Genomic DNA, 24,275 nt, shown 5'->3' on the forward strand with positions numbered 1-24,275 from the left:
TGAGTTTGGATCCGAGTTATCGCCGCTCGGCCGGTGCGCTCCCTCTCCCGCTTGCGGGGGAGGGCTGGGGTGGGGGCGCCACAACGGCAGTCTTTCCAGAGCATCCCCCACCCGCATCGCATCTCTCGATGCGATGCGACCTCCCCCGCAAGCGGGGGAGGCGCAGACCGACCACGTCGCCAGGGATGTCAGCAAGCCATCGTGCCCGACCGGTGCGCGTCCTCCCGGCACGCCCCTTGTGGGAGAAGTGCAGTGATTGGCGTCGTGTTGATATGGTCGCAGCGACGCTGGCTCACCGCCATCGCTCGCGCATCCGCGCGCCGAGATCGATGCGCGGCCCGGAGCGCGCATATGCCGACCCCGGCTGCGCCCGCGGCCAGCTCGTGCGTTCGAACAGCGGCACCAGCGCCTCCGGAATGAACCGCGTGCGCGAGGCATAGACGTGACGATCGCCGCGCACCGGCTGGCCGTGGACGAAGAACCGCTGCGGCACCAGGAGATGCAGATCGTCCTTGGCGCGGGTCATTGCGACATAGAGCAGCCGCCGTTCTTCCTCCAATTCGGCGCTGGAGCCGGCGCCGAGATCGGACGGCATGCAGCCGTCGACGACGTTGAGGACGTGCACGGAATTCCACTCCATGCCCTTGGCGGAATGGATGGTGGAGAGGATCAGATAGTCCTCGTCGAGCAAAGGCACGCCGGACTGATCGGAGGTGGCGTCGGGCGGGTCGAGCGTCAGCTCGGTGAGGAAACGCTCGCGCGACGGATAGCCGCTCGCGATCTGCTCGAGCTGCAGCAGGTCGGCGGTTCGCACCTCCGCATCCTCATGAACGCGCTCGAGATGCGGCTGATACCAGTGCCTGATACGCTCGATATCTCCGGGCCATTCCGAGACGCGCAGCTGCTCCAATGTGCGCACGAACGCGGTCCAGTCATCGCCGGCGCGCGCCGGTGCGGACTGCTCGCACAGGCGCGCGATCGGATCGGCACTGGCGCTGATGGCATCGAGCAGACGCTGCGCCGACGCCGGGCCGATGCCCGGGATCAGATGCAGCACGCGGAAGCCGGCGATGCGGTCGCGCGGATTGGCCACGAAGCGCAAGCAGGCCAGCACGTCCTTCACGTGGGCGGCATCGAGGAACTTCAGCCCGCCGAACTTCACGAACGGGATGTTGCGGCGCGTGAGCTCGAATTCCAAGGGACCGCTGTGCGACGACGTGCGGAACAGCACGGCCTGTTGCTTCAGCACGATGCCTTCCTCGCGCTTCGCCAGCACCTGCTCGACGATGTAGCGCGCCTGATCGGTCTCGTCGCTGACGGTCACGAGCTGCGGCTTGCGCGAACTCGTGCGGTCGGTCCACAGATTCTTGGTGAAGCGCTCCCGCGCCAGCCCGATCACGCCGTTGGCCGCCGTGAGGATCGGCTGCGTCGAGCGGTAGTTGCGGTCCAGCGTGATGATGTCGGCGCGCGGACTGAACTGATCGGGAAATTCCAGGATGTTGCGCACGGTGGCGGCGCGGAAGGCGTAGATCGACTGCGCGTCGTCGCCGACCACCGTCAGTCCCGCGCCGTCGGGCTTCAAGCCGAGCAGGATCTGCGACTGCAGCCGGTTCGTGTCCTGATATTCGTCGACCAGCACGTGGTCGAAGCGATCGCCGATCTCGCGCGCGATGGTTTCGTCCGCCATCATCTGCGCCCAGTACAGCAGCAGGTCGTCGTAGTCGAGCACGGCATTGGCCTGCTTGGCTTCGACATAGGCGGCGAACAGGCCCTTCAGCTCGCCGGCCCATTCCGCGCACCACGGAAAATGCCGCACCAGTGCCTCGTCGAGCGGCATGTCGGCGTTGACGCAGCGCGAATAGATCGCAAGGCAGGTACCCTTGGTCGGAAAGCGTCGCTGCGTGTTGGACAGGCCGCGTTCGTGCCGCACCAAATTCATCAGGTCGGCGGAATCCTCGCGATCGTGGATCGTGAACACAGGGTCGAGGCCGACGCGCTCGGCGTAGTCGCGCAGCATCCGCGCGCCCAGGCCATGAAACGTGCCGGCCCAGGTGAGCGCGGCCGTGATCGGCTCGGCCTTGCCGCCCAGCACCTTGCGGGCGATGCGCTCGACCCTGCGGCTCATCTCGCTCGCCGCGCGGCGCGAGAACGTCATCAACAGGATCCGGCGCGGATCGGCGCCATTGACGAGCAGATGTGCGACGCGATGCGCGAGCGTGTTGGTCTTGCCCGAGCCCGCGCCGGCAATGATCAGCAGCGGCGGGCCGGGCGCGGCGCAGGCACCGCCATGCTCGACGGCGCGGCGCTGCTCCGGATTGAGATCGTCGAGATATGTCGCAGCCGTGGCCTGCACGAATCGTCCCTCAGCCTGCAAGAATCAGTGATTTGCGCCGCATGTGCAACGCGATGGCCCGGTCGCGGCAGCGTTTTACATGATTCGCAACCGGTCTTTTTTGTCACGGTTGCCCACAGAGCGTCTGCCAGCCGCTTGCGCTGGCGCGCGTGCACTCCTATCCAATCAGCCCCGTCACGAATCTCGGAAGAACACCGTGTCGAATTTTGCCTCCATCATCGCTGCTGAGCTCTCAGTCAAGGATGCCCAGGTCCAGGCCGCGATCGACCTGCTCGACGGCGGCGCGACCGTGCCGTTCATCGCGCGCTATCGCAAGGAGGCGACCGGCATGCTGGACGACACGCAGTTGCGTACGCTGGAGGAACGGCTGCGATATCTGCGCGAGATGGATGCACGGCGCACCGCGATCATCGAGAGCATCAAGGCGCAGGGCAAGATGACGCCCGAGATCGAGCTGGCGCTGGCGACCGCCGACACCAAGGCCCGGCTCGAGGACATCTATCTGCCGTTCAAGGAGAAGCGCCGCACCAAGGCGCAGATCGCGAAGGAAGCCGGGCTCGAGCCGCTCGCCGACATGCTGATCGGTGATCCGATGAAGGCGCCGGAGGTCGAGGCCAAGGCCTTCATCAAGAAGGATGGCGACAACCCGGTCAAGGACGTCAAGGCCGCGCTCGACGGCGCCCGCGCGATCCTGGTCGAACGTTTCGCCGAGCATGCCGACCTCGTCGGCTCGCTGCGCGAGGAGATGTGGACCCGCGGCGCCGTGAAGTCGTCCGTTCGCCATGGCAAGAAGACCGAGGGCGCCAAGTTCGCTGATTACTTCGATTTCTCCGAGCCGTTCACCAAGCTGCCGTCGCACCGCATCCTGGCGATGCTGCGCGGCGAGAAGGAAGAGGTGCTGCAGCTCGATTTCGGCGATGGCGAGCCGGAGGATTCGAAGGACCCGTCGCTGTATGAGAACCGTATCGCGGTGACCTTCGGCATTTCGCGCCAGGGCCGCCCGGCCGATCAGTTCCTGTCGGACTCCGTGCGCTGGGCCTGGCGCACCCGCATCAAGACCTCGCTGGCGCTCGATATCCGCATGCGGCTGTGGCAGGAGGCGGAGAAGGAGGCGGTGCGCGTGTTCGCCGCGAACCTGCGCGATCTGCTGCTCGCAGCTCCCGCCGGCGGCCGCGCCACGCTCGGGCTCGATCCGGGCTTCCGCACCGGCGTCAAGGTCGCGGTCATCGACCGCACCGGCAAGTTCGTCGATCACGCCACGATCTATCCGCACGAGCCGCAGCGGCAGTGGAACGAAAGCATGCTGACCCTGGCGCAGCTCTGCGTGAAGCACGGCATCGATCTCGTCGCGATCGGCAACGGCACGGCGTCGCGCGAGACCGAGAAGCTCGTCAACGATTTGATGAAGCTGAAGCCGGATCTCAAGCTGACCAAGGCGATCGTGTCGGAAGCCGGCGCGTCGGTCTATTCGGCCTCGGAGTTCGCTGCGAAGGAATTCCCCAATCTCGACGTCTCGATCCGCGGCGCCGTCTCGATCGCGCGCCGCCTGCAGGATCCGCTCGGCGAACTCGTCAAGGTGCCGCCGGCCTCGATCGGCGTCGGCCAGTATCAGCACGATCTCAACCAGTATGAGCTCGCCCGCGCGCTCGATGCCACCGTCGAGGACTGCGTGAATGCCGTCGGCGTCGATCTCAACACCGCCTCGGCGCCGCTGCTGGCGCGGGTGTCGGGCATCGGCGAGAGCCTGGCGCAGAACATCGTCGCGCATCGCGACGCCAATGGTCCGTTCCCGACCCGCGACAAGCTCAAGGAGGTGCCGCGGCTCGGACCGAAGGCGTTCGAGCAGTGCGCCGGCTTCCTGCGCATCCGCGATGGCGACAACCCGCTCGATGCCTCCGGTGTCCACCCGGAATCCTATCCGGTCGTGAAGAAGATTCTCGAGACGACCAAGAGCGACATCAAGGTGCTGATCGGCGACACCAAAACCTTGAAGACGCTTAATCCGGCGAAATTCGCCGACGAGCGCTTCGGCGTCCCGACCGTGACCGACATCATCAAGGAGCTGGAGAAGCCCGGCCGCGATCCGCGCCCGGAGTTCAAGACCGCGACCTTCCAGGAGGGCGTCGAGAAGATCACCCATCTCAAGCCCGGCATGATCCTGGAGGCGACTATCACCAACGTCGCGGCGTTCGGCGCCTTCGCCGATATCGGCGTGCACCAGGACGGCCTGATCCACATCTCGGCGATGTCGGAGAAGCGCATCAACGATCCGCGCGAGGTGGTGAAGCCGGGGCAGGTCGTGAAGGTCAAGGTGCTCGACGTCGATGTGCTGCGCAACCGCATCTCGCTGACGCTTCGGCTGTCCGATCCGCTGCCGGCCAAGGGCGAGAAGCGGACCAGCGCACGCCCGCCCGCGGGGCGCATGACCTCGCGTGAGGAGAAGCCGTCTGGCGGCGGCGCGTTCGCCGCGGCGATGGCCAAGGCCGCAGAGCGGCGCAAGGGCGCCTGAGGCGAATGGTGACGAGGCGCCGCGGAGGGAATGTCTCGTCTGCGGCGTCATTTCTGGGGCGCCATGGCATTCGGCGTCGTGTCGTTGCGGTCTTCCCTATCTCCGCGGCCAGGCTTACCTTGGGCGGCGAGTTGTGAGTGGGGGCCGCGCATGACGAACCGGACCGTGATCATTGCCGGCGCGACTGGGCTGGTGGGACGGGAGCTGCTTCGCGGTCTGCTTGCCGACCCGGCCGTGGATCATGTGCATGTCGTCGGCCGCCGCGCGCCGCCTGACCATTCGCCCAAGCTGACGGCGCATGTCGTGGATTTCACCGCGCTGCCGTCCCTGCCGCCGGCCGACGAGCTCTATCTGGCTCTCGGGACCACGATCAAGGTGGCCGGAAGCCAGGCCGCCTTCCGCGCCATCGATCACGACGCCAACCTCGCCGTCGCCAAGGCCGCGCTCGCGAGCGGCACCAGGCGCGTTGGTCTGGTCAGCGCGATGGGCGCCGACAGCAGGTCGCGCGTCTTCTATAGCCGGGTGAAAGGCGAGCTCGAGGACGATCTGACCGCGTTGCCCTTCGAGGGACTGGTGATCGCGCGGCCTTCGCTGCTAGTCGGCCCGCGGGCGGAGCTCGGACAGCCGAGTCGTCCGGGCGAGGAATGGGGCAACAGGCTGAACAACATCATCGGCTTACTGATCCCGGCGAACTACAAGCCCATCGCGGCGGCGGACGTCGCCAACGCGCTGCTGATGGCTGTTCCTACGGTTGCCGGCAAGCGAGTGATGCTGTCAGGGGCCATGCGCCGATGATCGAGCCTGCCGCTCTTGCGTAGCGGCCCGGTCTCGCTATTTACGGTAAATCGAAATCTGATATCGCGCCGCGCCTCAGGCCCGGATCGACTGGTCGACGGCGCTCCGTAGTTTTACGGCTCTCTCGCATGCGACTATCAGCGAGTGAATGGCTGGAGCGGGCAAGACGGGAATCGCATCTTAACATCTTAACCATATCTCGCTGTTAGTTGTGCATCGAGGAAAAACAGCCCGGTGTTTTATGCGCAGACAGCTGCTTGAATTTTGTTTCTTGGCATTGGTGGGAACCCTGCTCGGATCCCAAGCGGCGACGGCGTCTCCGCGAATGGTGTCGCTGGTCTACAACTCGCAGATTCAGAACCCGCAGCAGGTCGGGTCGGACGAATTTCGCGTGAAGCTGCAGGCGTTGGCCGGCAAGCGGCTCATCATTGATGAGCGTGCGGGCAACGCATTCGGCAGCGAGGCGGCGGTGCTGGCTGCAACCCAGAGCGGCGCAGTGGACGTGGCCGTGGTGTCCGGCGGCATCGCCAGCGCGGTGGTCCCCGAGCTTGGCGTCTTCGACATCCCGTTCCTGTTCCGCGACACTGCGCATGCCAAGGCGGTTGCGCAAGGGCCGGTCGCCGCCGCGATCGGCGCCAAGTTCGCCGACAAGGGACTGGTGCTGCTGGCGCTGGGCAAGCAGGGCTTTCGCAATCTCACCAACTCGAAGCGCCCGGTCCGTACCGTCGATGACGTCAAGGGACTCAGGATCCGCGTGATCCCCAATCCGGTCTACCAGATGACTTTCAAGGCGCTCGGCGCCGACGTGATGCCGATGGATTTCCCGCTGGTCTATGCCGCGCTCAAGGACGGTCGGCTCGACGGTCAGGAAAATCCGGTTGCCACCATCGCGGCCAATCGCTTCGACGAGGTGCAGAAATATCTGACGCTCACTGGGCATTTCTTCGCGCCGATCGCCTTCGTCGCCAACCGCGCGATGTTCGACCATCTCGATGCGGCGGATCGTGATGCGCTGGTTGCCGCCGCCAAGGCGGCTGCGGAGGTCACCTGGCAGGCCCAGCTCGATGCGCAGAAGCTCGATGAGTTGCGCAAGACCGGCATGGAGGTGATCGAGACGTTCGACCGCAAGACCTTCGTCGATGCGGTCAGGCCGCTCGATGCCGACTTCGAGAAGCGCTTCGGCAAGGAGCTGCTCGCCACCATCAGGTCCACTCCGTGAAACAGCCGGGCAAATCGATGAAATTGTCTTCTCTGATGTCTTGGATCGGCGTCCGCCCGCGCATCTTCGGCGGCTTCGCCCTGATCCTGAGCTTCCTGGTGTTGCTTGGCGGCTTCGCCATGGTCCAGGTCGGCCGCATCGGCGGCACCGTGGATGAACTCGTTACCAGCGCGGCCGGGGACGCCGGCATGTCGCAGGTGCGTGCCGCGCTGCTCGGCGCCAACGGCGCGGTCGAGAGATTCGTCCGGACCTGGAACGTCGGTGACAAGGATGCGGCCAGCAAGGCCATCGACGCCGTCGGCGGTCTCGCCGATCAGGTCGAGAAGCAGTCCGGCGGACTGAAGGTGCTGGCTGACGGCGTTGGGCCGGTACGGAACGCGCTGGCGGCCTACCGCTCGTCGTTCGCTGCCGCAGCCGAGGCCGTGGACCGCCTGCGGGCGGCGACGACCAAGACCGACGCATTGGGCGCCGTTGCCGGCATCAACATGGGCGGCATCCAGGTTGCCCTTGCCAATCGTGTGGGCAGCGAGCCGCTGATGAATCCGTTACGTCTGGCCAGCGTCGTCGACGCGGTTCGCATTGCGGTGATGCGCTATACCAACACGTTATCGAATGGCGATGCCGACGATGCCAGGCTCACCTTCGTCTATGCGAAGCTCGCGATTGCCGATACGGAGGGCGAGATCGCGGGTGTCGATGATGCCAAGCTGAAGGCGCTGGTTGCTGCGCTGAAAGAGGCTCTCACGGCGGATGCCGCCGCGCTCGAGGAGGTGATCAAGGTGGCCGCTGACCTGCGCGCCAAGCAGGCGGAGCTCGCCAAGGCGAGCGCCTCGATCGATACCCAGGTCAGCCAGATCAACCGGCAGCTTGGTACCGCGCGTGCAGAGCAGGCCGCGAGGACCGGCGTCGCGGTCGAAGATACCAAGCAGACCGTGATCGTGACCGCAGCCGCAGCGGTGATATTCGGAGCGGTGCTGGCTTGGCTGATCGGCGCCAGCGTGTCGACCCCGATCCGCGGCATGACCGACCGCATGCAGTCGCTGGCGGCCGGCGAATTGGATCAGCCGATTCCCGGCGGCGAGCAGCGCGACGAGATCGGCCGGATGGCGCGCGCCGTGGAGATTTTCCGTGACAACGCGCTTGCCGTGCGCCGCATGGAGCAGGAGGCTGCGGCACAGCGTGAAGCTGCGGAGGCCGAGCGCGCCCGCATGATGTCCGATCTGGCTGGTCGATTCGAGCAGGGCATGCAGGGTGTCATCACCGGCGTCGGCGGGCGTGCGACTGAGATGGGCGAGAGCGCCAGCGAGCTGGCGCGCGTCGCCGAACGCGGCCGTGGCCTTGCGGAAGCGGTCGCCAGCCGGGCCGAGCAGGCCTCCGTCAATGTGCAGACCGTGGCCTCGGCGACCCAGGAGCTCGCGGCCTCGATCAGGGAGATCTCCTCCCAGGTCCAGCGCTCGGTCACGGTGTCGACCCGGGCGACGCACGAGACGCAGCGGACATCCGAGCTGATCGACGGGCTGTCCAGCGCGGCGGAGAGGATCGGCACCATCGTGCAGCTGATCCAGGCGATCGCGAGCCAGACCAACCTGCTGGCGCTCAACGCCACCATCGAGGCGGCGCGCGCCGGCGAGGCCGGCCGCGGATTTGCGATCGTCGCGAGCGAAGTGAAGAACCTGGCGTCGCAGACCGCGCAGGCGACGGAGCAGATCTCGAGCCAGATCGCGACCATCCAGAGCGCGACGCAGGAGACGGTCGGCGCGATCGCCCAGTTCGGCACGACCGTGCGGGAGATTGCCGAGATCTCCAATGCGATCGCCGCCGCGGTTGAGCAGCAGGGGGCGGCGACCAGCGAGATTGCCCGCAACGTCGAGCAGGCGGCCAGCGGTACGGCGGCGGTCACGCAGGAGATCGGCGACGTGCGCAACGTGGCCGGGCAAACCGATGCCGGCGCTGAAGCTGCGCTGGCGGCGGCCGCGGCGCTGCAGCAGCAGGCCGCTTCGCTGAAGAGCAATGTCGCCGACTTCCTGCAGACGATCCGAACGGCGGCGTGAGCCGCAAACCGGTGGCGAGTGGAGTTGACGCAGGGGACGCAGGCTCACACTCTGGCGCATGACCGAGCACCAGCCGCGTTCCCTTGCGTTTCCCGTCGACGGCGCGGACATCGTGTCCGCGCTGTTCATGGCCCCGCCGCGGCCGCGCGCCTGTTTCGTGTTCGCCCATGGCGCGGGCGCCGGCATGACCCACGTCTTCATGAACCAAGCGGCCGCAAGCCTTGCCGCGCGCGGCATCGCGACGCTCCGCTTCCAGTTTCCCTATATGGAGAAGGGCAGCAAGCGCCCTGATCCGCCCGCGCTCGCTCACGCCGCGGTGCGGGCTGCCGCGGCGGAGGCCGCGCGGCTCTGTCCGGGGCTGCCGCTCGTAGCGGGCGGCAAGTCGTTCGGGGCGCGCATGACGTCGCAGGCGCAGAGTGCAGCGCCGCTGCCAGGCATAGCCGGGCTCGCCTTTCTCGGCTTTCCGCTTCACCCCGCCGGCAAGCCCTCCATCGCGCGCGCCGATCATCTCGATGCGATCGAGGTCCCGATGCTGTTCCTGCAGGGGACGCGCGACAAGCTGGCGGAGATGGAGCTGCTCGCGCCCGTCGTGAAGCGGCTGGGACCGCGTGCGACCTTGCATTGGATCGATCAGGCCGACCACGCCTTCCACGTGCCTGCGCGCTCCGGCCGGAATGATCGGGCCGTCATGGAGGACCTGACGAAGGCGTTTGCGGCGTGGCTGGAGACTCTCGAAGCGTGTGCCGGCTGACGCGCCTAGCGCCTCCTTCGGAGAAAAATGGCATGAGAACAAAAACAGAACTTTTCTGTCACCGGAGGTTGAGGCATAGTCATATTGAAAGGTAGGGAGGGGGTTCGATGAAGTCAGCAGTGGTGGCGCTATCGGTGTGCGCGCTTGGCGTGCTGATGATCTCTGCAGCTCCATCGCTCGCCGATGCCAGGCTGACCGGCATGGTGGTCGTGAAGGGAACTTGCCAGAAGCTCATCGTCGCGGGAAAGGATCGCAGCTCGGAATGCAAGGGCGCGCTGCTCAATACCGACTATGACGATCAGCGCACCGGCTTCTACTTCACCTTGCTCGACGGCAGCGTGGTCACGTTCTCGAACCGCGGCGATCTGCAAGAGCAACCGGGGCCTGACAAGTTCGTCACGCCGGTCGACATGATGATCATTGGCCAAAGTCGCAAGACGATCAACAAGGTGACGGCCAAGGGGCAATGCCGCCACGGCAATCCATTCAAGGGACCCGACCTGCTCGAATGCACAGCCGACAGCGAGATCGGCCGTTTTGAAGGGCTATTTCTGTCCAATGGCGAGAAGCCGGTGATGCAGACCTTCTGAGGCCGTGACCCCTGCGCACAAGCAGGATGGGCCAGCAGGAGAGTTCGTCGCGGCGTCGCCGGTCGTCACCCGCCATCGTACAGTCCACGCGACAAATCCGGCCCGCTCGGCAATATCCACTTTGTCAGAAGATCGCGATGAGAAAGACAGCTTCATCCGTTTGGCTGCTGGCCCTCGGCGCGGCGAGCCTGCCGGCCATGTCGGTCCGTGTAGAGGACGGATTGAAGGAGATCGAGACGTTTCACGGCCCCTGCAGGAAGCTCACGGTCGCGGCAAAGGACCGGACCGCCGATTGCAAGGGCGTTTAGCTCAATACGCGTTACCGTGACGGACGAGGAGGCTTGGAGCAAGACGCCCGGCCTCTGAGGCTGCGATCTCCCGACTCCCGAAAATTTGGCGCGACATCAAGCGCGAAATATTGCAACAAGTCGGCGTCGTGGGTGAGGCCGGGTGTGCGGGTCGCCAGATCTTGGAGAGTGTGATGTTCCGATACGTTGGCGTCGTCCTGGGGCTGCTCTGGAGCCTCGTATCGATCAGCACCGCGCTGGCCGACGACGCCAAGCTCCGGATCGGCGTTCTCCGGCTGTCCTCGTCCGCGCCAGTGTTCATCGCGTTGGACAAAGGCTACTTCCGCGAAGCTGGACTGGACGTCGAGCTGAAGTTTTTCGATGCAGCGCAACCGATCGCCGTGGCGACGGCCACCGGCGACGTCGACGTCGGGGTGACCGCCTTCACCGCAGGACTGTATAACCTCGCAGGCAAGGGCGCGTTGAAGATCATCGCCGGCATGAGCCGTGACCGCCCGGGCTTTCCGCTGATTGGCTACTTTGCCAGCAACAAGGCCTATGAGGCAGGTCTCAGGACGCCGAAGGACATTGCCGGCAAACGCGTGGCGATGACCCAGGTCGGGTCGAGCTTTCACTATTCGGTGGGGCTGCTGGCCGATAAATATGGCTTCAAGCTCGCCGACGTGAAGATCGTGCCGCTGCAGTCGATGTCCAACATGTCGGCGGCCATCAAAGGGGAAACCGTCGACGCGGCGCTGATGCCGGTTTCGGTGGCGCGCAAGCTGATGGAGGAGGGCGCCGTCAAGCATCTTGGCTGGGTCGGCGACGAGACGCCGTGGCAGGTCAGCGGCGTGTTCGCGGGGCCGAAGACACTTGCCAACACGGCGCTGGTCGGCAAGCTGCTGGCGTCGCTTCAGCGCGCCGAGCGCGAGTATCATGATGTCGTGCTCGCCTCGGTCAAGGACGGCACCGCCGCCATCGACGACAAGACCAAGCCGTTGCTCGAGATCATCGGCAAGTACACGAACCTGCCGGTCGAGCAGGTCGTGGGCAATTGCGCCTACATCGATCCCGACGGCAAGCTCGATGTGAAGAACATCGAGAGCCAGATCAAATGGCTGCAGGCTCAGGGGTTCGCCGACCAGGGCTATGATGCGGCCGCGATCATCGCCAAAGACTTCGTGAAGCCGGATTGATGAAGGCAGGCGCAGCGCGGGCCTGCAGCGGGATCGCCTGATATGGACCTGATCGCCGAGACCATCAGCCACCGTTTCGACGCGCTCGATGTGCTCGACCGCGTGTCGTTCACGGTCGGAGCCGGCGAGGTGGTCGCCCTCGTTGGGCCGTCCGGCTGCGGCAAGAGCACGCTGCTGGCAATCCTCGGAGGGTTGTTGCAGCCAAGCAAGGGACAGGCGGTGCTGCGCGGAGCTCCGCCGCCCGGCAGCCTCAATCCCCTGACGTTCGTGTTCCAGGACTTCGCGCTGCTGCCGTGGGCAAGCGTCGCCGACAATGTTGCCTTTCCGCTCCTCCATACATCCCTGTCGACGCAGCAGCGCGCCGCCGCCGTCGACGATGCGTTGCGGCGAACCGGCCTGGCAGACTTCCGGACCGTCTATCCCAAGCAGTTGTCGGGCGGCATGCGACAGCGGGTCGGGATTGCCCGGGCGCTGGCGGTCCGCCCGGCGATCCTGCTGATGGATGAGCCGTTGTCGGCGCTGGACTCGCAGACCCGCGAGCTGCTGATGGAGGACTTCGTCGATCTGCTCGCCGACGGCACCATGGGCGCGGTCTATGTCACGCATAATCTCGAGGAGGCCGTGCGGCTCGCCGACCGCATCGTCGTGCTGTCGCGTCGTCCCGGCCGCATCCGGAAGGTCGTCAGCGTCCCGGCGACGCGGCGCAGCCGCGGCGATGCCGGAGTACGCGCGCAACTGCTGGACCTGCAGAACGAGCTCTGGGGGCTGATCCGGACCGAGGCAATCGATGCCGAGCGCGAGGTTCAGAATGCTTGAACGCTCCCCGGCCGGAACGCCTGAGGTCGTCGGCAAGCAGAGCCGGAAAGTGCCGTTCCGGGGCGGCGGCTTCACGCCAGCCGCAAGCCGATGGGCCGGCTGGCTCGCGCTCGCGGCGGCTCTCGGCCTGTGGCAACTCATCGGCAGCCTCGCACTGGTCAACCCATTGTTCCTGCCGGCGCCGCTGACGATCTTGCGCGCCCTGTATCGATTGGCCGAAAGCGGCGCGCTCTGGCAGCATGTCTCGGCATCGTTCGTGCGCATCGTATCCGGCTGGGCGCTCGGCACGGCCACCGGCATCGTCGTCGGCTTCGCGATCGGCCTCTGGCGCATTGCGCGCAGCATCGGCATCACTTTCGTCTCTGCGCTGTTTCCGATTCCGAAGATCGCCGTGCTGCCGCTGCTGATTCTTTGGCTCGGCATCGGCGAGCAGCCGAAGATCGCGACGATCGCGCTGGGCGTGTTCTTCTCGACCACGATCTCGGTCTATAGCGGCGTCGATGCGGTGCCGCGCAACCTGATCCGCATGGCGCAGAGCTTCAACGTGCCGTTCCCGACCATCGTCCGCCGCGTGATCTGGCCCGGCGCGCTGCCGTCGATCCTCGCCGGTTTCCGCATCACCGCGTCGGTCGCGCTGATGCTCGTGGTTTCGGCGGAGATGATCGGCGCCGAGACCGGCATCGGCACCTTCGTGCTGCAGGCCGGCAATCTGATGCAGACCGATCAGCTGATGGCGGGGATCCTGATCCTGTCGCTGTTCGGTCTCGCCGTCGGCCGGCTGATCAGCATGCTCGAAGCGCGGCTCCTGCGCTGGCGTTGATCCGGCGGTGTCAGGCGTTGCCGCGGTCTTCCCGGAACAAGTCGAGCTTCTCCTGCACCGGGCGATCCGAGAACGAGAACAGGACCGCATCCTCGTCCGGCTCATGGCTGACCCATTGCCAGCTCGGAACGACGAACAGGTCGCGCGGGCCCCATTCGAAGGTCTGGCCGCCGATGCGGGTGCGGCCCCTGCCTTCGATCGCGGTGAACACGGTCGCGTCGGTCGAGCGATAGCGCGCAGTCTTGAAGCCCTTCGGCAGCAGCTGGATGAAGGTGCCGATCGTCGGCATCGCGAAATCACCGGTCTCCGGGTTGGAGAATTTCAGCTTCAGCCCGTGGCAGGCGTCCCATTCCTCGCTCCGCCTCGCGTTCTCCAGCGCCTCGCGTGTATAGGCGTAGGGATAGTTGAAGATCGGCGATGTCCTGGATTTGCGCTTCGCATCGACCGGCAGCAGATTGTGGCCGTAGCGGGCGAAGCTGTCGCCCGCGGGGCGCGCGACCTTCTGCTGGTCCTCCTGCGCGCCTTGCGCGAACGACGCGTCGAGAAACTGCACCAGGGGAATGTCGAGGCCGTCGAGCCAGAACATCGGCTCGGTGGTCTCATTGCCGTGATCGTGCCAAGTCATCGACGGGGTGATGATGAAGTCGCCCGGCTCCATCAGGGTGCGCTCGCCCTCGACGGTCGTGAAGGCTCCCTTGCCTTCCAGCACGAAGCGCAATGCGGACTGGCTGTGCCGATGGGCGGGCGCAACATCGCCTGGGATCACCATCTGAACGCCGGCATAGAGCGAAGTGGTGATCTTGGACTGCCCGCGCAGTCCCGGATTCTCCAGGATCAGCACGCGCCGCTCGGCTTCCTTCGCCGTGATCAGCCGCCCGGCCTCGACCATGTAGTCGCGGATCGCCGCGAACTGCCACAGATGCGGGCGGCAGGCGCTCTTCGGCTCGGGCGTGATGAGATCGCTCATCACGGTCCACAGCGCCGTCATGTTTTCGCCGTCGATCTTCTTGTAGAACGCCTCGCGCTCCGGTGTCGAAACCGCGGCCATGCGCGCCTCCCATGATCAGATGTCGTTCTTGATTGACAGTATACTGCCAATTTGATTACCGTCAAATACAACCAGAGCTGTCGCATCGGGAGGACTGCCATGATGAAGCTGCACGGCTATTTCCGCAGCAGCGCATCCTATCGCGTCAGGATTGCGCTCAACCTCAAGGGTCTCACGGCCGAGCATCTGCCGCATCACCTCCGCAAGGGCGAGCAGCGCGCGCCCGCCTATCTCGCGCTCAACCCGCAGGGTCTGGTCCCGGCGCTCGAGGACGACAGCGGCGCCACGTTGATCCAGTCGCTTGCGATCATCGAATGGCTCGACGAGACTCATCCCGAGCCGCCGCTGCTGCCGAAGGATTCGTTGCGACGCGCCCAGGTCCGCGCCTTCGCGCAGGTGCTCGCCTGCGACACCCATCCGGTGCAGAACCTGAAGGTGCTGGCGCGGCTCCGGGAGCTCGGCCTGCCCGAGGACAAGGTCGCGGCCTGGGCCGGCTGGGCCAACCGCGAGGGGCTCGCTGCCTGCGAAGCGCTGATCAAGCATGAGCCCGGCCCATTCTGCTTCGGTGCGGCGCCAACCTTGGCCGATCTCTGCCTGGTGCCGCAGCTCGGCAATGCACGCCGCTTCGGCGTCGATGTCGCAGCGTTTCCGCGCCTGCTGCAGGCCGAAGCCGCGGCGAAGGCGCTGCCGGCCTTCGCCGCTGCTGCTCCGGAGCGTCAGCCCGATGCCGAGTAGGCCGGCCGACATCACGATGGACGCAGTCTACACCAAGCCGGGCTATCTGTTCCGGCGGATGCAGCAGATTGCCGTGTCCATCTTCGTCGAGGAGTGCCGCGAGTTCGACCTGACGCCGGTGCAATATGCGGCGCTGGTCGCGATCCAGACGCACCCCGGCATCGATGCCACCAGGCTGTCGGCGGTGATCGCCTTCGACCGTTCGACGCTCGGCAGCGTGATCGAGCGGCTGGAGAGCAAGGGCCATATCGAGCGCAGGCCGTCGGCCGAGGACAAGCGCGTCAAGCTGCTTTATCTGACCAGGGCGGGCGGAGCCCTTCTCCGTGCGATCATGCCGGCGGTCGATCGCGCCCAGGCCCGCATGCTGGCGCCCCTGAAGGCCCCGGATCGCAAGATGCTGATGGCGCTGCTGGCGCAGCTCGTCGATCTCAACAACGAGGTGTCGCGGGTGCCGCTGCGCGCCGAGGATGCGCTGGAGCATCTCGGCAAGACCGGCTGATCGCGGAACTCCGCGGTTGTCGGGCGCAAGGCGTAGGCTCACAGCCGCATCACCGCCTGACGATCGATCTTGCCGGTGCCCGTCTTCGGCAATTCGTCGATGAAGACGATCTCGCGCGGATATTTGTAGGGCAGCAGTTTCGCCTTCACGTAGTCCTGCAGCGCCTTGACGGTCGGGATTTGGTCGGGGGATCCGCCGTTGGTGACCACCACGGCCTTCAGGCTCATGCGACGATCCGGCAGCTCGTGCGCAAACACGGCGCATTCTCTGATATCGGGATGCTCGGCGAGGCAGAGCTCGACCTCGAGCGGATAGACCCATTGGCCGGAGATCTTGACCAGGTCGTCGGCGCGGCCGCGAAAGAAATGGAAGCCGTCGGCATCGCGCACGAAACGGTCGCCGGTGTAGATCCAGCCGCCATCGCGGATCGTCTCCGCGGTCTTGTCCGGACGGTTCCAGTAGAGCGGCGTGTTGGAGTCGCCGCGTACCCAGAGAATGCCCTCTTCGCCGTTGGCGACCTCGCGTCCTTCGCCGTCGCGCAGCGCGATCTCGTAGCCGGGAACGCGCAGTCCGGCGGCGCCGAGCTTCTTGCGGTCCTCGCGGTTCGAGAGATAGACGTGGAGAACCTCGGTCGAGCCGAGACCTTCGACGATCTCCAAGCCGGTCAGGCTCTTCCAGCCGTTGAAGACCTCGGCCGAGAGCACCTCGGCCGCGGAAACCGCGAGCCGCAGTGACGAGACGTCGGCCTGCTTCGCACCCTCGGCCTTGGTGAGCGCGGTGTAGAGCGTCGGCAGGCCGAAGAACACGGTCGGTCGGAAGCGGCCGATCGCATCGAAGATGGCGGCGGGTTTCGGCTGGCCGGGCAGCAGCAGCGTCGTCGCTCCGGCCGAGAATGGAAAGGTGATCGCATTGCCGAAGCCGTAGGCGAAGAAGATCTTGGGCACCGAGAAGCAGATGTCGTCCGGCTTGAGCCGCAGCACGTTGCGGGCGAACGCCTGCTCGCTATAGGCCATGTCGTGCTGCAGATGGACGATGCCCTTGGGGCGTCCGGTCGAGCCGGACGAATACATCCAGAATGCCATCTCGTCGCGGTGGGTGTCGGCCTCCGCCAACTGATCGGTGAAGTTGGGCAGCCACGCATCGACCGCGACCGTCGTTGCGACGGCGGTGGCCGGCGCCTCGCCATTGACGACGACCAGTGTGCGCAGCGCGGTCTCGGCGCATGCCTGTGCGTCGAACCGTGCGGCAAACTCGGCGTCGGCGACGGCGATCTTGGCGCCGGAATCAGCGAGATAGAATTGCAGCAGATCCGGCGGCGTCAATGTGTTGATCAGCAGCGGCACGAAGCCGGCGCGCACTGCGCCGAAGAACGCGGCCGGATAGGCCGGTGTATCGTCGAGGAACAGCAGGACCCGGTCGCCGCGGCTGAGCCCGAGCGCGGTGAAGCCGTTGCCCCAACGGCAGGCGTCGGCACACAGCTCGGCATAGCTGCGCTGGCCGGCCGGACCGATCAGCGCAGTCTTGTTGGCGTTGCCCTTGGCGAGGTTGTCGAACAGCACGCGGCTGGCATTGTAGCGGGCGGGAATTGCGAAGCCGATCTCGCGCGCGCCGGCGCTGTCGCGCGGAACCTGGTCGGCGATCTCTCTCGTCATGCGCGTGCTCCCGTGCTCCGAGATGCCTCGTAGCGGGCCATGAACTGCGGAGCCATCGCGCGCAGCCTGGTATCATCGATGCGCCCGGACCGGGTGATGTAGCTGTAGGCAAAATCCAACAGGCTGAGCGTCATGTGAGCCGGGAAGGACTCATACCAGTCGCTGCTGGTCCGGGCCGCCGTCACCAGCTTCTTCACGATCGGCTGGCGCTCAGCCTGATAGCGGGCGAGGCCGTCAGAGAGGCTGGTCTCGGCATCGAGCGCCTTGGCGAGCGCGATCGCGTCCTCGATCGCCAGCCGCGTCCCGGAGCCGATCGAGAAGTGCGCCGTATGCAGCGCGTCGCCGATCAGCACCATGTTCCGGTGCCACCAGTGCTCATTCCAGACCCAAGGGAAATTGCGCCATACCGATCGGTTGGAGACCAGCGCGTGACCGTCGAGCGTGGCGGCGAACACCTGCTCGCAAACGCGCCGGGATTCATCGACCGACATCTCGGCGAAGCCATGGGCGTGCCACGTGGCGCGATCGCATTCCACCAGGAACGTGCTCATGTCCGGCGAATAACGATAGTGGTGCGCGTTGAAGCTGCCGCGGTCGGTCGCGACGAAGGTCTGCGACAGCGTGGCAAAGGTCTTCGACGTGCCGTACCATGCGAACTTGTTGCTGGAGTAGGAGACGGAGAAGCCGAAATCGCCTTCGAAGCTGCGGCGAACCAGCGAGTTCAGCCCGTCGGCAGCGACGATGAGGTCGTAGCCTGCGAGCTGGTCCAGCGACTGGATGGTCGTGCCGTAGCGGGCGACGACGCCGACGCTCTCGGCGCGGGCCTGCAACAGCTTCAACAGCTCGAGCCGGCCGATCGCGGAAAAGCCGACGCCGTCGATCTCGACAGTCTCGCCGCGCAGATTGAGCGTGATGTTGCGCCAGCTCTCCATGTGCGGCGCGATCGCGTCCACGGTGTCGGGATCGTCGGCGCGCAGGAATTCGAGCGCCTGATCGGAGAACACGACGCCAAAGCCCCAGGTCGCCCCGGCCGGATTCTGCTCGAACAGATCGACCACGGCGGCGGGGTGCCGCTTCTTCCAAAGATAGGCGAAATACAGCCCGCCAGGGCCGCCGCCGAGCACGGCGATGCGCAAGGGCGTCCTCCGAATTGACAGTATACTGTTTATTTTGGATCGGAGACTAATCCCTCATCTCGATCGAGGCCAGGGAAATCTTATTGCTGGAGATCGGGTCGCCGGCCGCAGGTCATTTCGGCGGGCCTCTGCCGAAGATCGCGTCGAGCGCGGCGAAATAGGTGCTTTCGACCAGCTCCGGCGCATGCCGGCCGAGCGCCTCCATCTTCACGCCCGAATTGATCTCGAGCACCTGCCAGCGTCCATCGGCCAGCACGAGGTCGACCGATGCGTAGCGGATGCCGATGACGCCTGCCGCCGCGGTGGCGAGTGCGGCACAAAGGTCCCGCTCCGCGCCTGGTTCGAGCAGCACGGGCTGAGCTCCGAATTCGAGATTGTGCCGCCAGCTCAGCAGGCGCTGCTCGCCGCGCGGCACGACGGCGCGCAAGGCCGACGCGTCGAATTCCGCATCGAGGCGTCGCAGGAGTTGCGCGTGCCCCGTGGCCGGAGTGGCCGCCAGCGCGAGGTCGAGGAGCGGCTGCACGCCGTCGCCGGTCACGATGGGGCGCTGCTTGCGGTAGATGATCAGGGACGCGTCATCGAGCTGCACGACACGAACTTCGTCGACGATGTCCATGAGCGGCGCGATCGCGACATTCGCGCCGGTCTCGAAGATGCTGTTCGCTGCGCGCAGCAGGTCATCCTTCGCCGTGACGCGGACCACCGACCGTCCCGAGGTCCCCTCGTTGGGCTTGACCACCAGCCCGCGCGGATGCGTTTCGAGCAGCGCCAGCGCGGCCTCAGCCGTCTGCCCGGACTGGCCGCCGAGGGCCGGCGCCAGAAAGAATGCGTGTGGAACCGCGGCAATCCCGTCGGCTCTCAGCAGCGCCGAGGTCGCCGCCTTGTCGCAGGCCAGTCTGTGCGCCACCGCACTGTTCAGGCCGAGATCATAGCCGAAGATCAGGTGACGCCGGGTGGCATCCTCGAGCACCAGCAGCCAGCCGTCCTCCCGCACGTCGAGCGCGATGCCTCGTTCGGCGCAGTAGCGGGTGATGGCGGCGAGCTGGGCCTGCGGATGGTTAATCATTGCTCAAGGATTGGGCCAGAGATGCGGAATTAAAGTGCTGGAAAATCGGAATATCGGCAAGTAAATTACCCATATCGTTTGTGTACGAACGAACAGCCGATCGAGGCGAATCCGGACATCAGCCGGCATGCATTTGATCGTGATCAATGGTGCGTCCATGCGGGTTGATTATTCGCTGTTTTCACGTACATCAGGCGCCGAAATCGCTGGATCTATAGGGGTTTTGCGGTCCTGCCTCCGTCACGACTTGTTTCTTCCAACTTCAGCCCACGTGAAAAAACAAACGACATGAGCGCGTTCTATAAAGAGAAAGTTCTTTCCGTTCACCACTGGACGGACACCCTGTTCTCCTTCCGAGCCACCCGCGATGCGGGCTTCCGCTTCCAGAATGGTCAGTTCGCGATGATCGGCCTCGAGGTCGAGGGCCGCCCGCTGCTGCGCGCCTACAGCATGGCCAGCGCCAATCACGAGGAGGAACTCGAGTTCTTCAGCATCAAGGTGCAAGACGGCCCGCTGACCTCCCGGCTGCAGAAGATCAAGGAAGGCGACACCATCCTGGTCGGCCGCAAGGCGACCGGCACGCTGATCCCCGACAACCTGCTGCCCGGCAGCCGGCTTCTGCTGCTGTCGACCGGCACCGGCCTTGCCCCGTTCGCCAGCCTGATCAAGGACCCCGACGTCTACGAGCGGTTCGAGAGCATCGTGCTGGTCCATGGCTGCCGCCAGGTCGCCGAGCTCGCCTATGGCGAGAGCGTCGTCGCCAAGCTGCGCGAGGACGAGTTGTTCGGAGAACTGCTCGACGGCAAGCTGCAGTATTATCCGACCGTCACACGCGAGCCGTTCCGCAACCGTGGCCGCATCACCGACCTGATCTCGTCGCAGCAGCTGTTCAACGATATCGGCCAGCATGAGCTCGATATCGCCAAGGACCGTATCATGATGTGCGGCAGCCCGGCGATGCTGGAGGAGCTCAAGACCATGTTCGAGTCGCGCGGCTTCCTCGAAGGCAGCGGCAACGAGCCGGGCCATTTCGTGATCGAGAAGGCCTTCGTCGAGCGCTGAGCCGTCGCCCCTTCGTCTCCGACTTTTCTGAAAGAGCGCCTCGACGCAATCGGGGCGCTCTTTTCGTTGGCAATATCCTCCTTGCGCGTTTCGAAGCGGCTGTGCGATTTTCGGCAGCAAGACCGGACCTGCAGACGTCCGGCGCGACACAGGGAGGGGACTTGGATTGCCTGAGCGGCGGCCATCCCCGATACAATAAGGGGTACGGCCATGGATTCCATCGTTCGCAGGCAGACGCTCGGTGACCTCCTGCGGCGGAGCGCGGCGCGCACGCCGGGAAAGACGGCCGTGATCTGCGGCGAGGTCAGCTGGACCTACGCCGAGTTCAACGCCATCGTCGACCGCCTCGCGGCCGGCCTCGCCACCCGCGGTGTCGGCAAGGGCGAGCGCGTGGCCATCCTCGCCCGCAATTCGCATGCCTTCGCGGCCTTGCGCTTCGCGCTGGCGCGGCTCGGCGCCGTGCTGGTGCCGATCAACTTCATGCTCAAGCCCGAGGAGGTTGCCTACATCCTCAAGCATGCCGGCGCGCGGCTGCTGGCGACCGACAGCGGCTTTGCCGGCGTGGCCCGCGCCGCCAAGACGCTGGTGCCGGCGGTCGAGCAGATGATCTGGCTGCCGTCGGAAGGTCCGAGCGAGCGGCAAAGCGACATGATCGACTTTGCGGAGCTCGCGGCGTCGACGGCGACGGTGCCTGCCGTCGAGATCGCCGGAAGCGACGTCGCGCAGATCGTCTACACCTCTGGTACGGAGTCGCTGCCGAAGGGCGCCATGCTCACCCATGACGCCGTCATTTGGCAGTATGTGAGCTGTATCGTCGATGCTGGCATCGCCGCCGATGACGTCACCCTGCACGCGCTGCCGCTGTATCATTGCGCGCAGCTCGACGTGTTCTTCGGCCCTTCGATCTATGTTGGCGCGACCAACATCATCACGGCGTTTCCGACGCCCGACAATCTGCTGCCGCTGATCGCGAAATATCGGATCACATCGTTCTTCGCGCCGCCCACCGTCTGGATCTCGATCCTGCGCTCGCCGCTGTTCGAGACCACCGACGTATCCACCTTGCGCAAGGGCTATTACGGCGCCTCGATCATGCCGGTCGAGGTGCTGCGCGAGCTGGCGCAGCGGCTGCCCAAGGTGCGGCTGTGGAATCTCTACGGCCAGACCGAGATCGCTCCGCTGGCGACGATGCTCGGACCCGAGGATCAACTGCGCAAGCCAGGCTCCTGCGGCCGCGCCGTGCTCAACGTCGAGACGCGGGTCGTCGATGACGACATGAATGATGTCGCACCAGGCGAGGTCGGCGAGGTCGTGCACCGCTCGCCGCATCTGATGCTCGGCTACTTCCACGACGACGAGCGCACCGCCGCCGCCTTCCAGGGCGACTGGTTTCACTCCGGCGATCTCGCGACCATCGACGGGGAAGGCTACATCACCATCGTCGATCGCAAGAAGGACATGATCAAGACCGGCGGTGAGAACGTCGCCAGCCGCGAGGTCGAGGAGGCGCTCTATCTGATCCCGGAAGTGTCGGAGGTCGCCGTCGTCGGCCTGCCGCATCCGCGCTGGGTCGAGGCCGTTGTGGCGATGGTCGTGGTCAAGTCCGGCTGTGAGCTGACCGAGGCGGCCGTGCTCGAGCAGGCTTCGGCCAGGCTGGCCTCGTTCAAGACGCCGAAGCGGATCGTGTTCGTCGATGCGCTGCCCAAGAACCCCAGCGGCAAGCTGCTGAAGCGGCAGTTGCGCGAGACGCATTCGGGGCTGTTTGCGCAGGGGTAAGCGGCTGCCGTCGTCGAGCAACGCGTAGCGGCGCCGGGAGTCCCGGAGGCCGGCCCGGCGCTGCGGCTCGATCCCGCAGCGCGGCAGTCGATAGAAGGCGGCTATCGACGTTGTGATATGATCGATGGCCGATTGCGCGCGCTTGTGTAACGATTGCTTCGCGATATCAGTAGTATCGTGATCAAAGATCTTCCACGAGCCGCCCCGAGGCCTTCCATGGATACGCTGCTGCTCCCGTTTTCGCCGCGCTTCATCGTGCTGACGATCTGCGCCACGGCGACCGCTTTGCTGCTGATCCTCGGCATCTACGACCGCAAGATCTTTGATCTCGTCCTGATCCCGCTGTTGATCTTCGGCGCGCTCACCCTGCTCGGCGTGCGCGACCTCATGCAGAAGAGCCACGCGGTGCTGCGCAACTACCCGATCGCGGCACACCTGCGTTTCCTGCTCGAGGAGATGCGGCCTGAGATGCGGCAGTATTTCTTCGAGAGCGAGAAGGACGGCATGCCGTTCTCGCGCGACACCCGTGCGGTGGTCTATCAGCGCGCCAAGATGGTGCTCGACAAGCGCCCGTTCGGCACCCAGGAAGACGTCTACCGCGAGGGCTATGAATGGATGCACCATTCGATGTCGCCCAAGCCGCGTGCGGAGGAAAAATACCGCATCACCATCGGCGGCCCCGACTGCGCAAAACCCTATTCCGCCTCGGTGTTCAACATCTCGGCGATGAGCTTTGGCGCCCTGAGCCCGAATGCGGTGCGCGCACTCAATGGTGGCGCCAAGCGCGGCGGCTTCGCGCACGACACCGGCGAGGGCGGCTTCAGCCCGTACCATGCCGAGATGGGCGGCGACATCATCTGGGAGATCGGATCCGGCTATTTCGGCTGCCGCCGCCATGACGGCACGTTCGACCCCGACGCGTTCGCGCGGGTCGCAGCCGCCGAGCAGATCAAGATGGTCGAGCTCAAGATCAGCCAGGGCGCCAAGCCCGGCCACGGCGGCGTGCTGCCGGCGGCGAAGGTGTCCGAGGAGATCTCCAAGATCCGCGGCGTCGCGATGGGCGAGGACTGCATCTCGCCGGCGGCGCACCGCGCGTTCTCGACGCCAATCGGGATGATGCAGTTCATCGGCGAGATGCGGCGGCTGTCGGGCGGCAAGCCGGCCGGCTTCAAGCTGTGCATTGGCCATCCCTGGGAGTTCCTTGCGATCTGCAAGGCGATGCTGGAGACCGGCATCTATCCCGACTTCATCGTGGTCGACGGCAATGAGGGCGGCACCGGCGCGGCGCCGCTGGAGTTCATGGACCACCTCGGCATGCCGATGCGCGAGGGCGTCAATTTCGTGCACAATGCGCTGGTCGGGCTGAACGTCCGCGATCGTATCAAGATCGGCGCCTCCGGCAAGATCGCCACCGCCTTCGACATGGCGCGCGCGATGTCGATCGGCGCCGACTGGTGCAACTCGGCGCGCGGCTTCATGTTCGCGCTCGGCTGCATCCAGTCCTTGAGCTGCCACACCGACCGCTGCCCGACGGGCGTCGCGACGCAGGATCCGACGCGCGCCCGCGCGCTGGTCGTTCCGCACAAGCTCGACCGCGTCTACAACTATCATCACGCGACCCTGCATGCGCTGGCCGAACTGCTCGCCGCCGCCGGCCTCGAGCATCCGCAGGATCTGCGGCCCATCCACTTCTCACAGCGGACGTCGACCACCGATGTCTCCTCCTTTGCCAAGCTGTATCCATCGCTGCGGCCGGGCGAACTGCTCGAGGGCACCCAGGACGTCCGCTTCCGCGACGCCTGGGCGATGGCGCGAGCCGATACGTTTGCGGCGGTGCAGTGAAACGCCTTGCGTGATCGTTTTTGGGAACTTTCCGGCTCCAATTCCATCTAAGTTACGTGTACTCAGCTTGGA

General features: G+C 65.6%; 20 protein-coding genes. 15 read left to right on the top strand and 5 right to left on the bottom strand.

All coding sequences use genetic code 11. From position 1 onward, the window contains the following. Window positions 1–292: 292 nt before the first annotated feature. Window positions 293–2,353 carry an ATP-dependent helicase gene (locus QW887_RS27495; RefSeq protein ID WP_315715271.1) on the bottom strand — a complete coding sequence of 687 codons (2,061 nt, stop codon included), beginning with the start codon at window positions 2,351–2,353 and terminating at the stop codon, window positions 293–295. Window positions 2,354–2,549: 196 nt separating this feature from the next. On the opposite strand from QW887_RS27495, the gene QW887_RS27500 reads away from it, so the two are divergent. The 10 genes from QW887_RS27500 to QW887_RS27545 all read left to right on the top strand — a co-directional run bounded on the left by QW887_RS27500 (window position 2,550) and on the right by QW887_RS27545 (window position 13,387). After that, on the top strand, window positions 2,550–4,862 hold the full coding sequence (locus QW887_RS27500) for a Tex family protein (RefSeq protein WP_315715272.1): 2,313 nt from the start codon (window positions 2,550–2,552) through the stop codon (window positions 4,860–4,862). A 150-nt stretch (window positions 4,863–5,012) separates the two neighbouring features. Continuing rightward, entirely contained in the window at window positions 5,013–5,657 is a 645-nt protein-coding gene (locus QW887_RS27505; RefSeq protein ID WP_315715273.1) for an NAD(P)H-binding protein, read from the top strand. Between the two features lie 241 nt (window positions 5,658–5,898). Beyond that, window positions 5,899–6,876, top strand: coding sequence for a TRAP transporter substrate-binding protein (locus tag QW887_RS27510; protein ID WP_410052622.1), 978 nt, complete (start codon window positions 5,899–5,901; stop codon window positions 6,874–6,876). A gap of 35 nt (window positions 6,877–6,911) precedes the next feature. After that, a complete protein-coding gene (locus QW887_RS27515) occupies window positions 6,912–8,927 on the top strand; it encodes a HAMP domain-containing methyl-accepting chemotaxis protein (protein WP_315715429.1) in 2,016 nt (671 codons plus the stop codon). 58 nt (window positions 8,928–8,985) lie between these two features. After that, window positions 8,986–9,678, top strand: coding sequence for an alpha/beta family hydrolase (locus QW887_RS27520; protein ID WP_315715275.1), 693 nt, complete (start codon window positions 8,986–8,988; stop codon window positions 9,676–9,678). A 107-nt stretch (window positions 9,679–9,785) separates the two neighbouring features. Next, window positions 9,786–10,268: a hypothetical protein gene (locus QW887_RS27525; protein WP_315715276.1), complete on the top strand. Its 483-nt coding sequence runs from the start codon at window positions 9,786–9,788 to the stop codon at window positions 10,266–10,268. A 137-nt stretch (window positions 10,269–10,405) separates the two neighbouring features. Next, complete coding sequence (locus tag QW887_RS27530) at window positions 10,406–10,576, top strand: hypothetical protein (protein ID WP_315715277.1); 171 nt, start codon at window positions 10,406–10,408, stop codon at window positions 10,574–10,576. Window positions 10,577–10,749: 173 nt separating this feature from the next. Next, the gene (locus QW887_RS27535) at window positions 10,750–11,751 is read left to right on the top strand and encodes an ABC transporter substrate-binding protein (protein WP_315715278.1); all 1,002 of its coding nucleotides are present in this window, start codon (window positions 10,750–10,752) and stop codon (window positions 11,749–11,751) included. Window positions 11,752–11,793: 42 nt separating this feature from the next. Beyond that, entirely contained in the window at window positions 11,794–12,567 is a 774-nt protein-coding gene (locus tag QW887_RS27540) for an ABC transporter ATP-binding protein (RefSeq protein ID WP_315715279.1), read from the top strand. After that, on the top strand, window positions 12,560–13,387 hold the full coding sequence (locus QW887_RS27545; RefSeq protein WP_315715280.1) for an ABC transporter permease: 828 nt from the start codon (window positions 12,560–12,562) through the stop codon (window positions 13,385–13,387). Before QW887_RS27540 ends, QW887_RS27545 begins: the two co-directional genes overlap by 8 nt. Window positions 13,388–13,397: 10 nt before the next feature. Here QW887_RS27545 and gtdA read toward each other — a convergent pair whose 3' ends face one another. Then, entirely contained in the window at window positions 13,398–14,435 is a 1,038-nt protein-coding gene (gene gtdA, locus QW887_RS27550; protein ID WP_315715281.1) for a gentisate 1,2-dioxygenase, read from the bottom strand. 102 nt (window positions 14,436–14,537) lie between these two features. Here gtdA and maiA point away from each other — a divergent pair, with 102 nt between their 5' ends. After that, window positions 14,538–15,170 carry a maleylacetoacetate isomerase gene (maiA, locus tag QW887_RS27555; protein WP_315715430.1) on the top strand — a complete coding sequence of 211 codons (633 nt, stop codon included), beginning with the start codon at window positions 14,538–14,540 and terminating at the stop codon, window positions 15,168–15,170. Then, on the top strand, window positions 15,160–15,669 hold the full coding sequence (locus tag QW887_RS27560) for a MarR family transcriptional regulator (protein ID WP_315715282.1): 510 nt from the start codon (window positions 15,160–15,162) through the stop codon (window positions 15,667–15,669). Before maiA ends, QW887_RS27560 begins: the two co-directional genes overlap by 11 nt. Window positions 15,670–15,707: 38 nt before the next feature. On the opposite strand, the gene QW887_RS27565 is transcribed toward QW887_RS27560, so the two are convergent. The 3 genes from QW887_RS27565 to QW887_RS27575 all read right to left on the bottom strand — a co-directional run bounded on the left by QW887_RS27565 (window position 15,708) and on the right by QW887_RS27575 (window position 19,523). Further along, window positions 15,708–17,321 (bottom strand): benzoate-CoA ligase family protein, encoded by a 1,614-nt coding sequence (locus QW887_RS27565; protein WP_315715283.1) that lies wholly within the window; start codon window positions 17,319–17,321, stop codon window positions 15,708–15,710. Next, window positions 17,318–18,457 (bottom strand): FAD-dependent monooxygenase, encoded by a 1,140-nt coding sequence (locus tag QW887_RS27570; protein ID WP_316193296.1) that lies wholly within the window; start codon window positions 18,455–18,457, stop codon window positions 17,318–17,320. Before QW887_RS27570 ends, QW887_RS27565 begins: the two co-directional genes overlap by 4 nt. A 112-nt stretch (window positions 18,458–18,569) precedes the next feature. Next, window positions 18,570–19,523 (bottom strand): RimK-like protein, encoded by a 954-nt coding sequence (locus QW887_RS27575; RefSeq protein ID WP_316195474.1) that lies wholly within the window; start codon window positions 19,521–19,523, stop codon window positions 18,570–18,572. 288 nt (window positions 19,524–19,811) lie between these two features. On the opposite strand from QW887_RS27575, the gene QW887_RS27580 reads away from it, so the two are divergent. The 3 genes from QW887_RS27580 to QW887_RS27590 all read left to right on the top strand — a co-directional run bounded on the left by QW887_RS27580 (window position 19,812) and on the right by QW887_RS27590 (window position 24,203). Beyond that, window positions 19,812–20,585, top strand: a complete 774-nt coding sequence (locus QW887_RS27580) for a ferredoxin--NADP reductase (protein WP_315715287.1) — start codon at window positions 19,812–19,814, stop codon at window positions 20,583–20,585. A gap of 210 nt (window positions 20,586–20,795) precedes the next feature. Then, window positions 20,796–22,361 carry an acyl-CoA synthetase gene (locus QW887_RS27585; protein WP_315752268.1) on the top strand — a complete coding sequence of 522 codons (1,566 nt, stop codon included), beginning with the start codon at window positions 20,796–20,798 and terminating at the stop codon, window positions 22,359–22,361. Window positions 22,362–22,577: 216 nt separating this feature from the next. Beyond that, on the top strand, window positions 22,578–24,203 hold the full coding sequence (locus tag QW887_RS27590; RefSeq protein ID WP_315752267.1) for an FMN-binding glutamate synthase family protein: 1,626 nt from the start codon (window positions 22,578–22,580) through the stop codon (window positions 24,201–24,203). Window positions 24,204–24,275: the final 72 nt, after the last annotated feature.

It is taken from the genome of Bradyrhizobium sp. SZCCHNRI3052 (assembly GCF_032484895.1).
Lineage (GTDB): Bacteria > Pseudomonadota > Alphaproteobacteria > Rhizobiales > Xanthobacteraceae > Bradyrhizobium.

Coding starts and splice junctions, on each gene's coding strand:
- gtdA (WP_315715281.1), bottom strand. CDS start 14,435: ATGGCCGCGGTTTCGACACCGGAGCGCGAGGCGTTCTACAAGAAGATC.
- QW887_RS27560 (WP_315715282.1), top strand. CDS start 15,160: ATGCCGAGTAGGCCGGCCGACATCACGATGGACGCAGTCTACACCAAG.
- QW887_RS27580 (WP_315715287.1), top strand. CDS start 19,812: ATGAGCGCGTTCTATAAAGAGAAAGTTCTTTCCGTTCACCACTGGACG.
- QW887_RS27590 (WP_315752267.1), top strand. CDS start 22,578: ATGGATACGCTGCTGCTCCCGTTTTCGCCGCGCTTCATCGTGCTGACG.
- maiA (WP_315715430.1), top strand. CDS start 14,538: ATGAAGCTGCACGGCTATTTCCGCAGCAGCGCATCCTATCGCGTCAGG.
- QW887_RS27505 (WP_315715273.1), top strand. CDS start 5,013: ATGACGAACCGGACCGTGATCATTGCCGGCGCGACTGGGCTGGTGGGA.
- QW887_RS27575 (WP_316195474.1), bottom strand. CDS start 19,523: ATGATTAACCATCCGCAGGCCCAGCTCGCCGCCATCACCCGCTACTGC.
- QW887_RS27520 (WP_315715275.1), top strand. CDS start 8,986: ATGACCGAGCACCAGCCGCGTTCCCTTGCGTTTCCCGTCGACGGCGCG.
- QW887_RS27535 (WP_315715278.1), top strand. CDS start 10,750: ATGTTCCGATACGTTGGCGTCGTCCTGGGGCTGCTCTGGAGCCTCGTA.
- QW887_RS27545 (WP_315715280.1), top strand. CDS start 12,560: ATGCTTGAACGCTCCCCGGCCGGAACGCCTGAGGTCGTCGGCAAGCAG.
- QW887_RS27515 (WP_315715429.1), top strand. CDS start 6,912: ATGTCTTGGATCGGCGTCCGCCCGCGCATCTTCGGCGGCTTCGCCCTG.
- QW887_RS27565 (WP_315715283.1), bottom strand. CDS start 17,321: ATGACGAGAGAGATCGCCGACCAGGTTCCGCGCGACAGCGCCGGCGCG.
- QW887_RS27540 (WP_315715279.1), top strand. CDS start 11,794: ATGGACCTGATCGCCGAGACCATCAGCCACCGTTTCGACGCGCTCGAT.
- QW887_RS27585 (WP_315752268.1), top strand. CDS start 20,796: ATGGATTCCATCGTTCGCAGGCAGACGCTCGGTGACCTCCTGCGGCGG.
- QW887_RS27525 (WP_315715276.1), top strand. CDS start 9,786: ATGAAGTCAGCAGTGGTGGCGCTATCGGTGTGCGCGCTTGGCGTGCTG.
- QW887_RS27510 (WP_410052622.1), top strand. CDS start 5,899: ATGCGCAGACAGCTGCTTGAATTTTGTTTCTTGGCATTGGTGGGAACC.
- QW887_RS27530 (WP_315715277.1), top strand. CDS start 10,406: ATGAGAAAGACAGCTTCATCCGTTTGGCTGCTGGCCCTCGGCGCGGCG.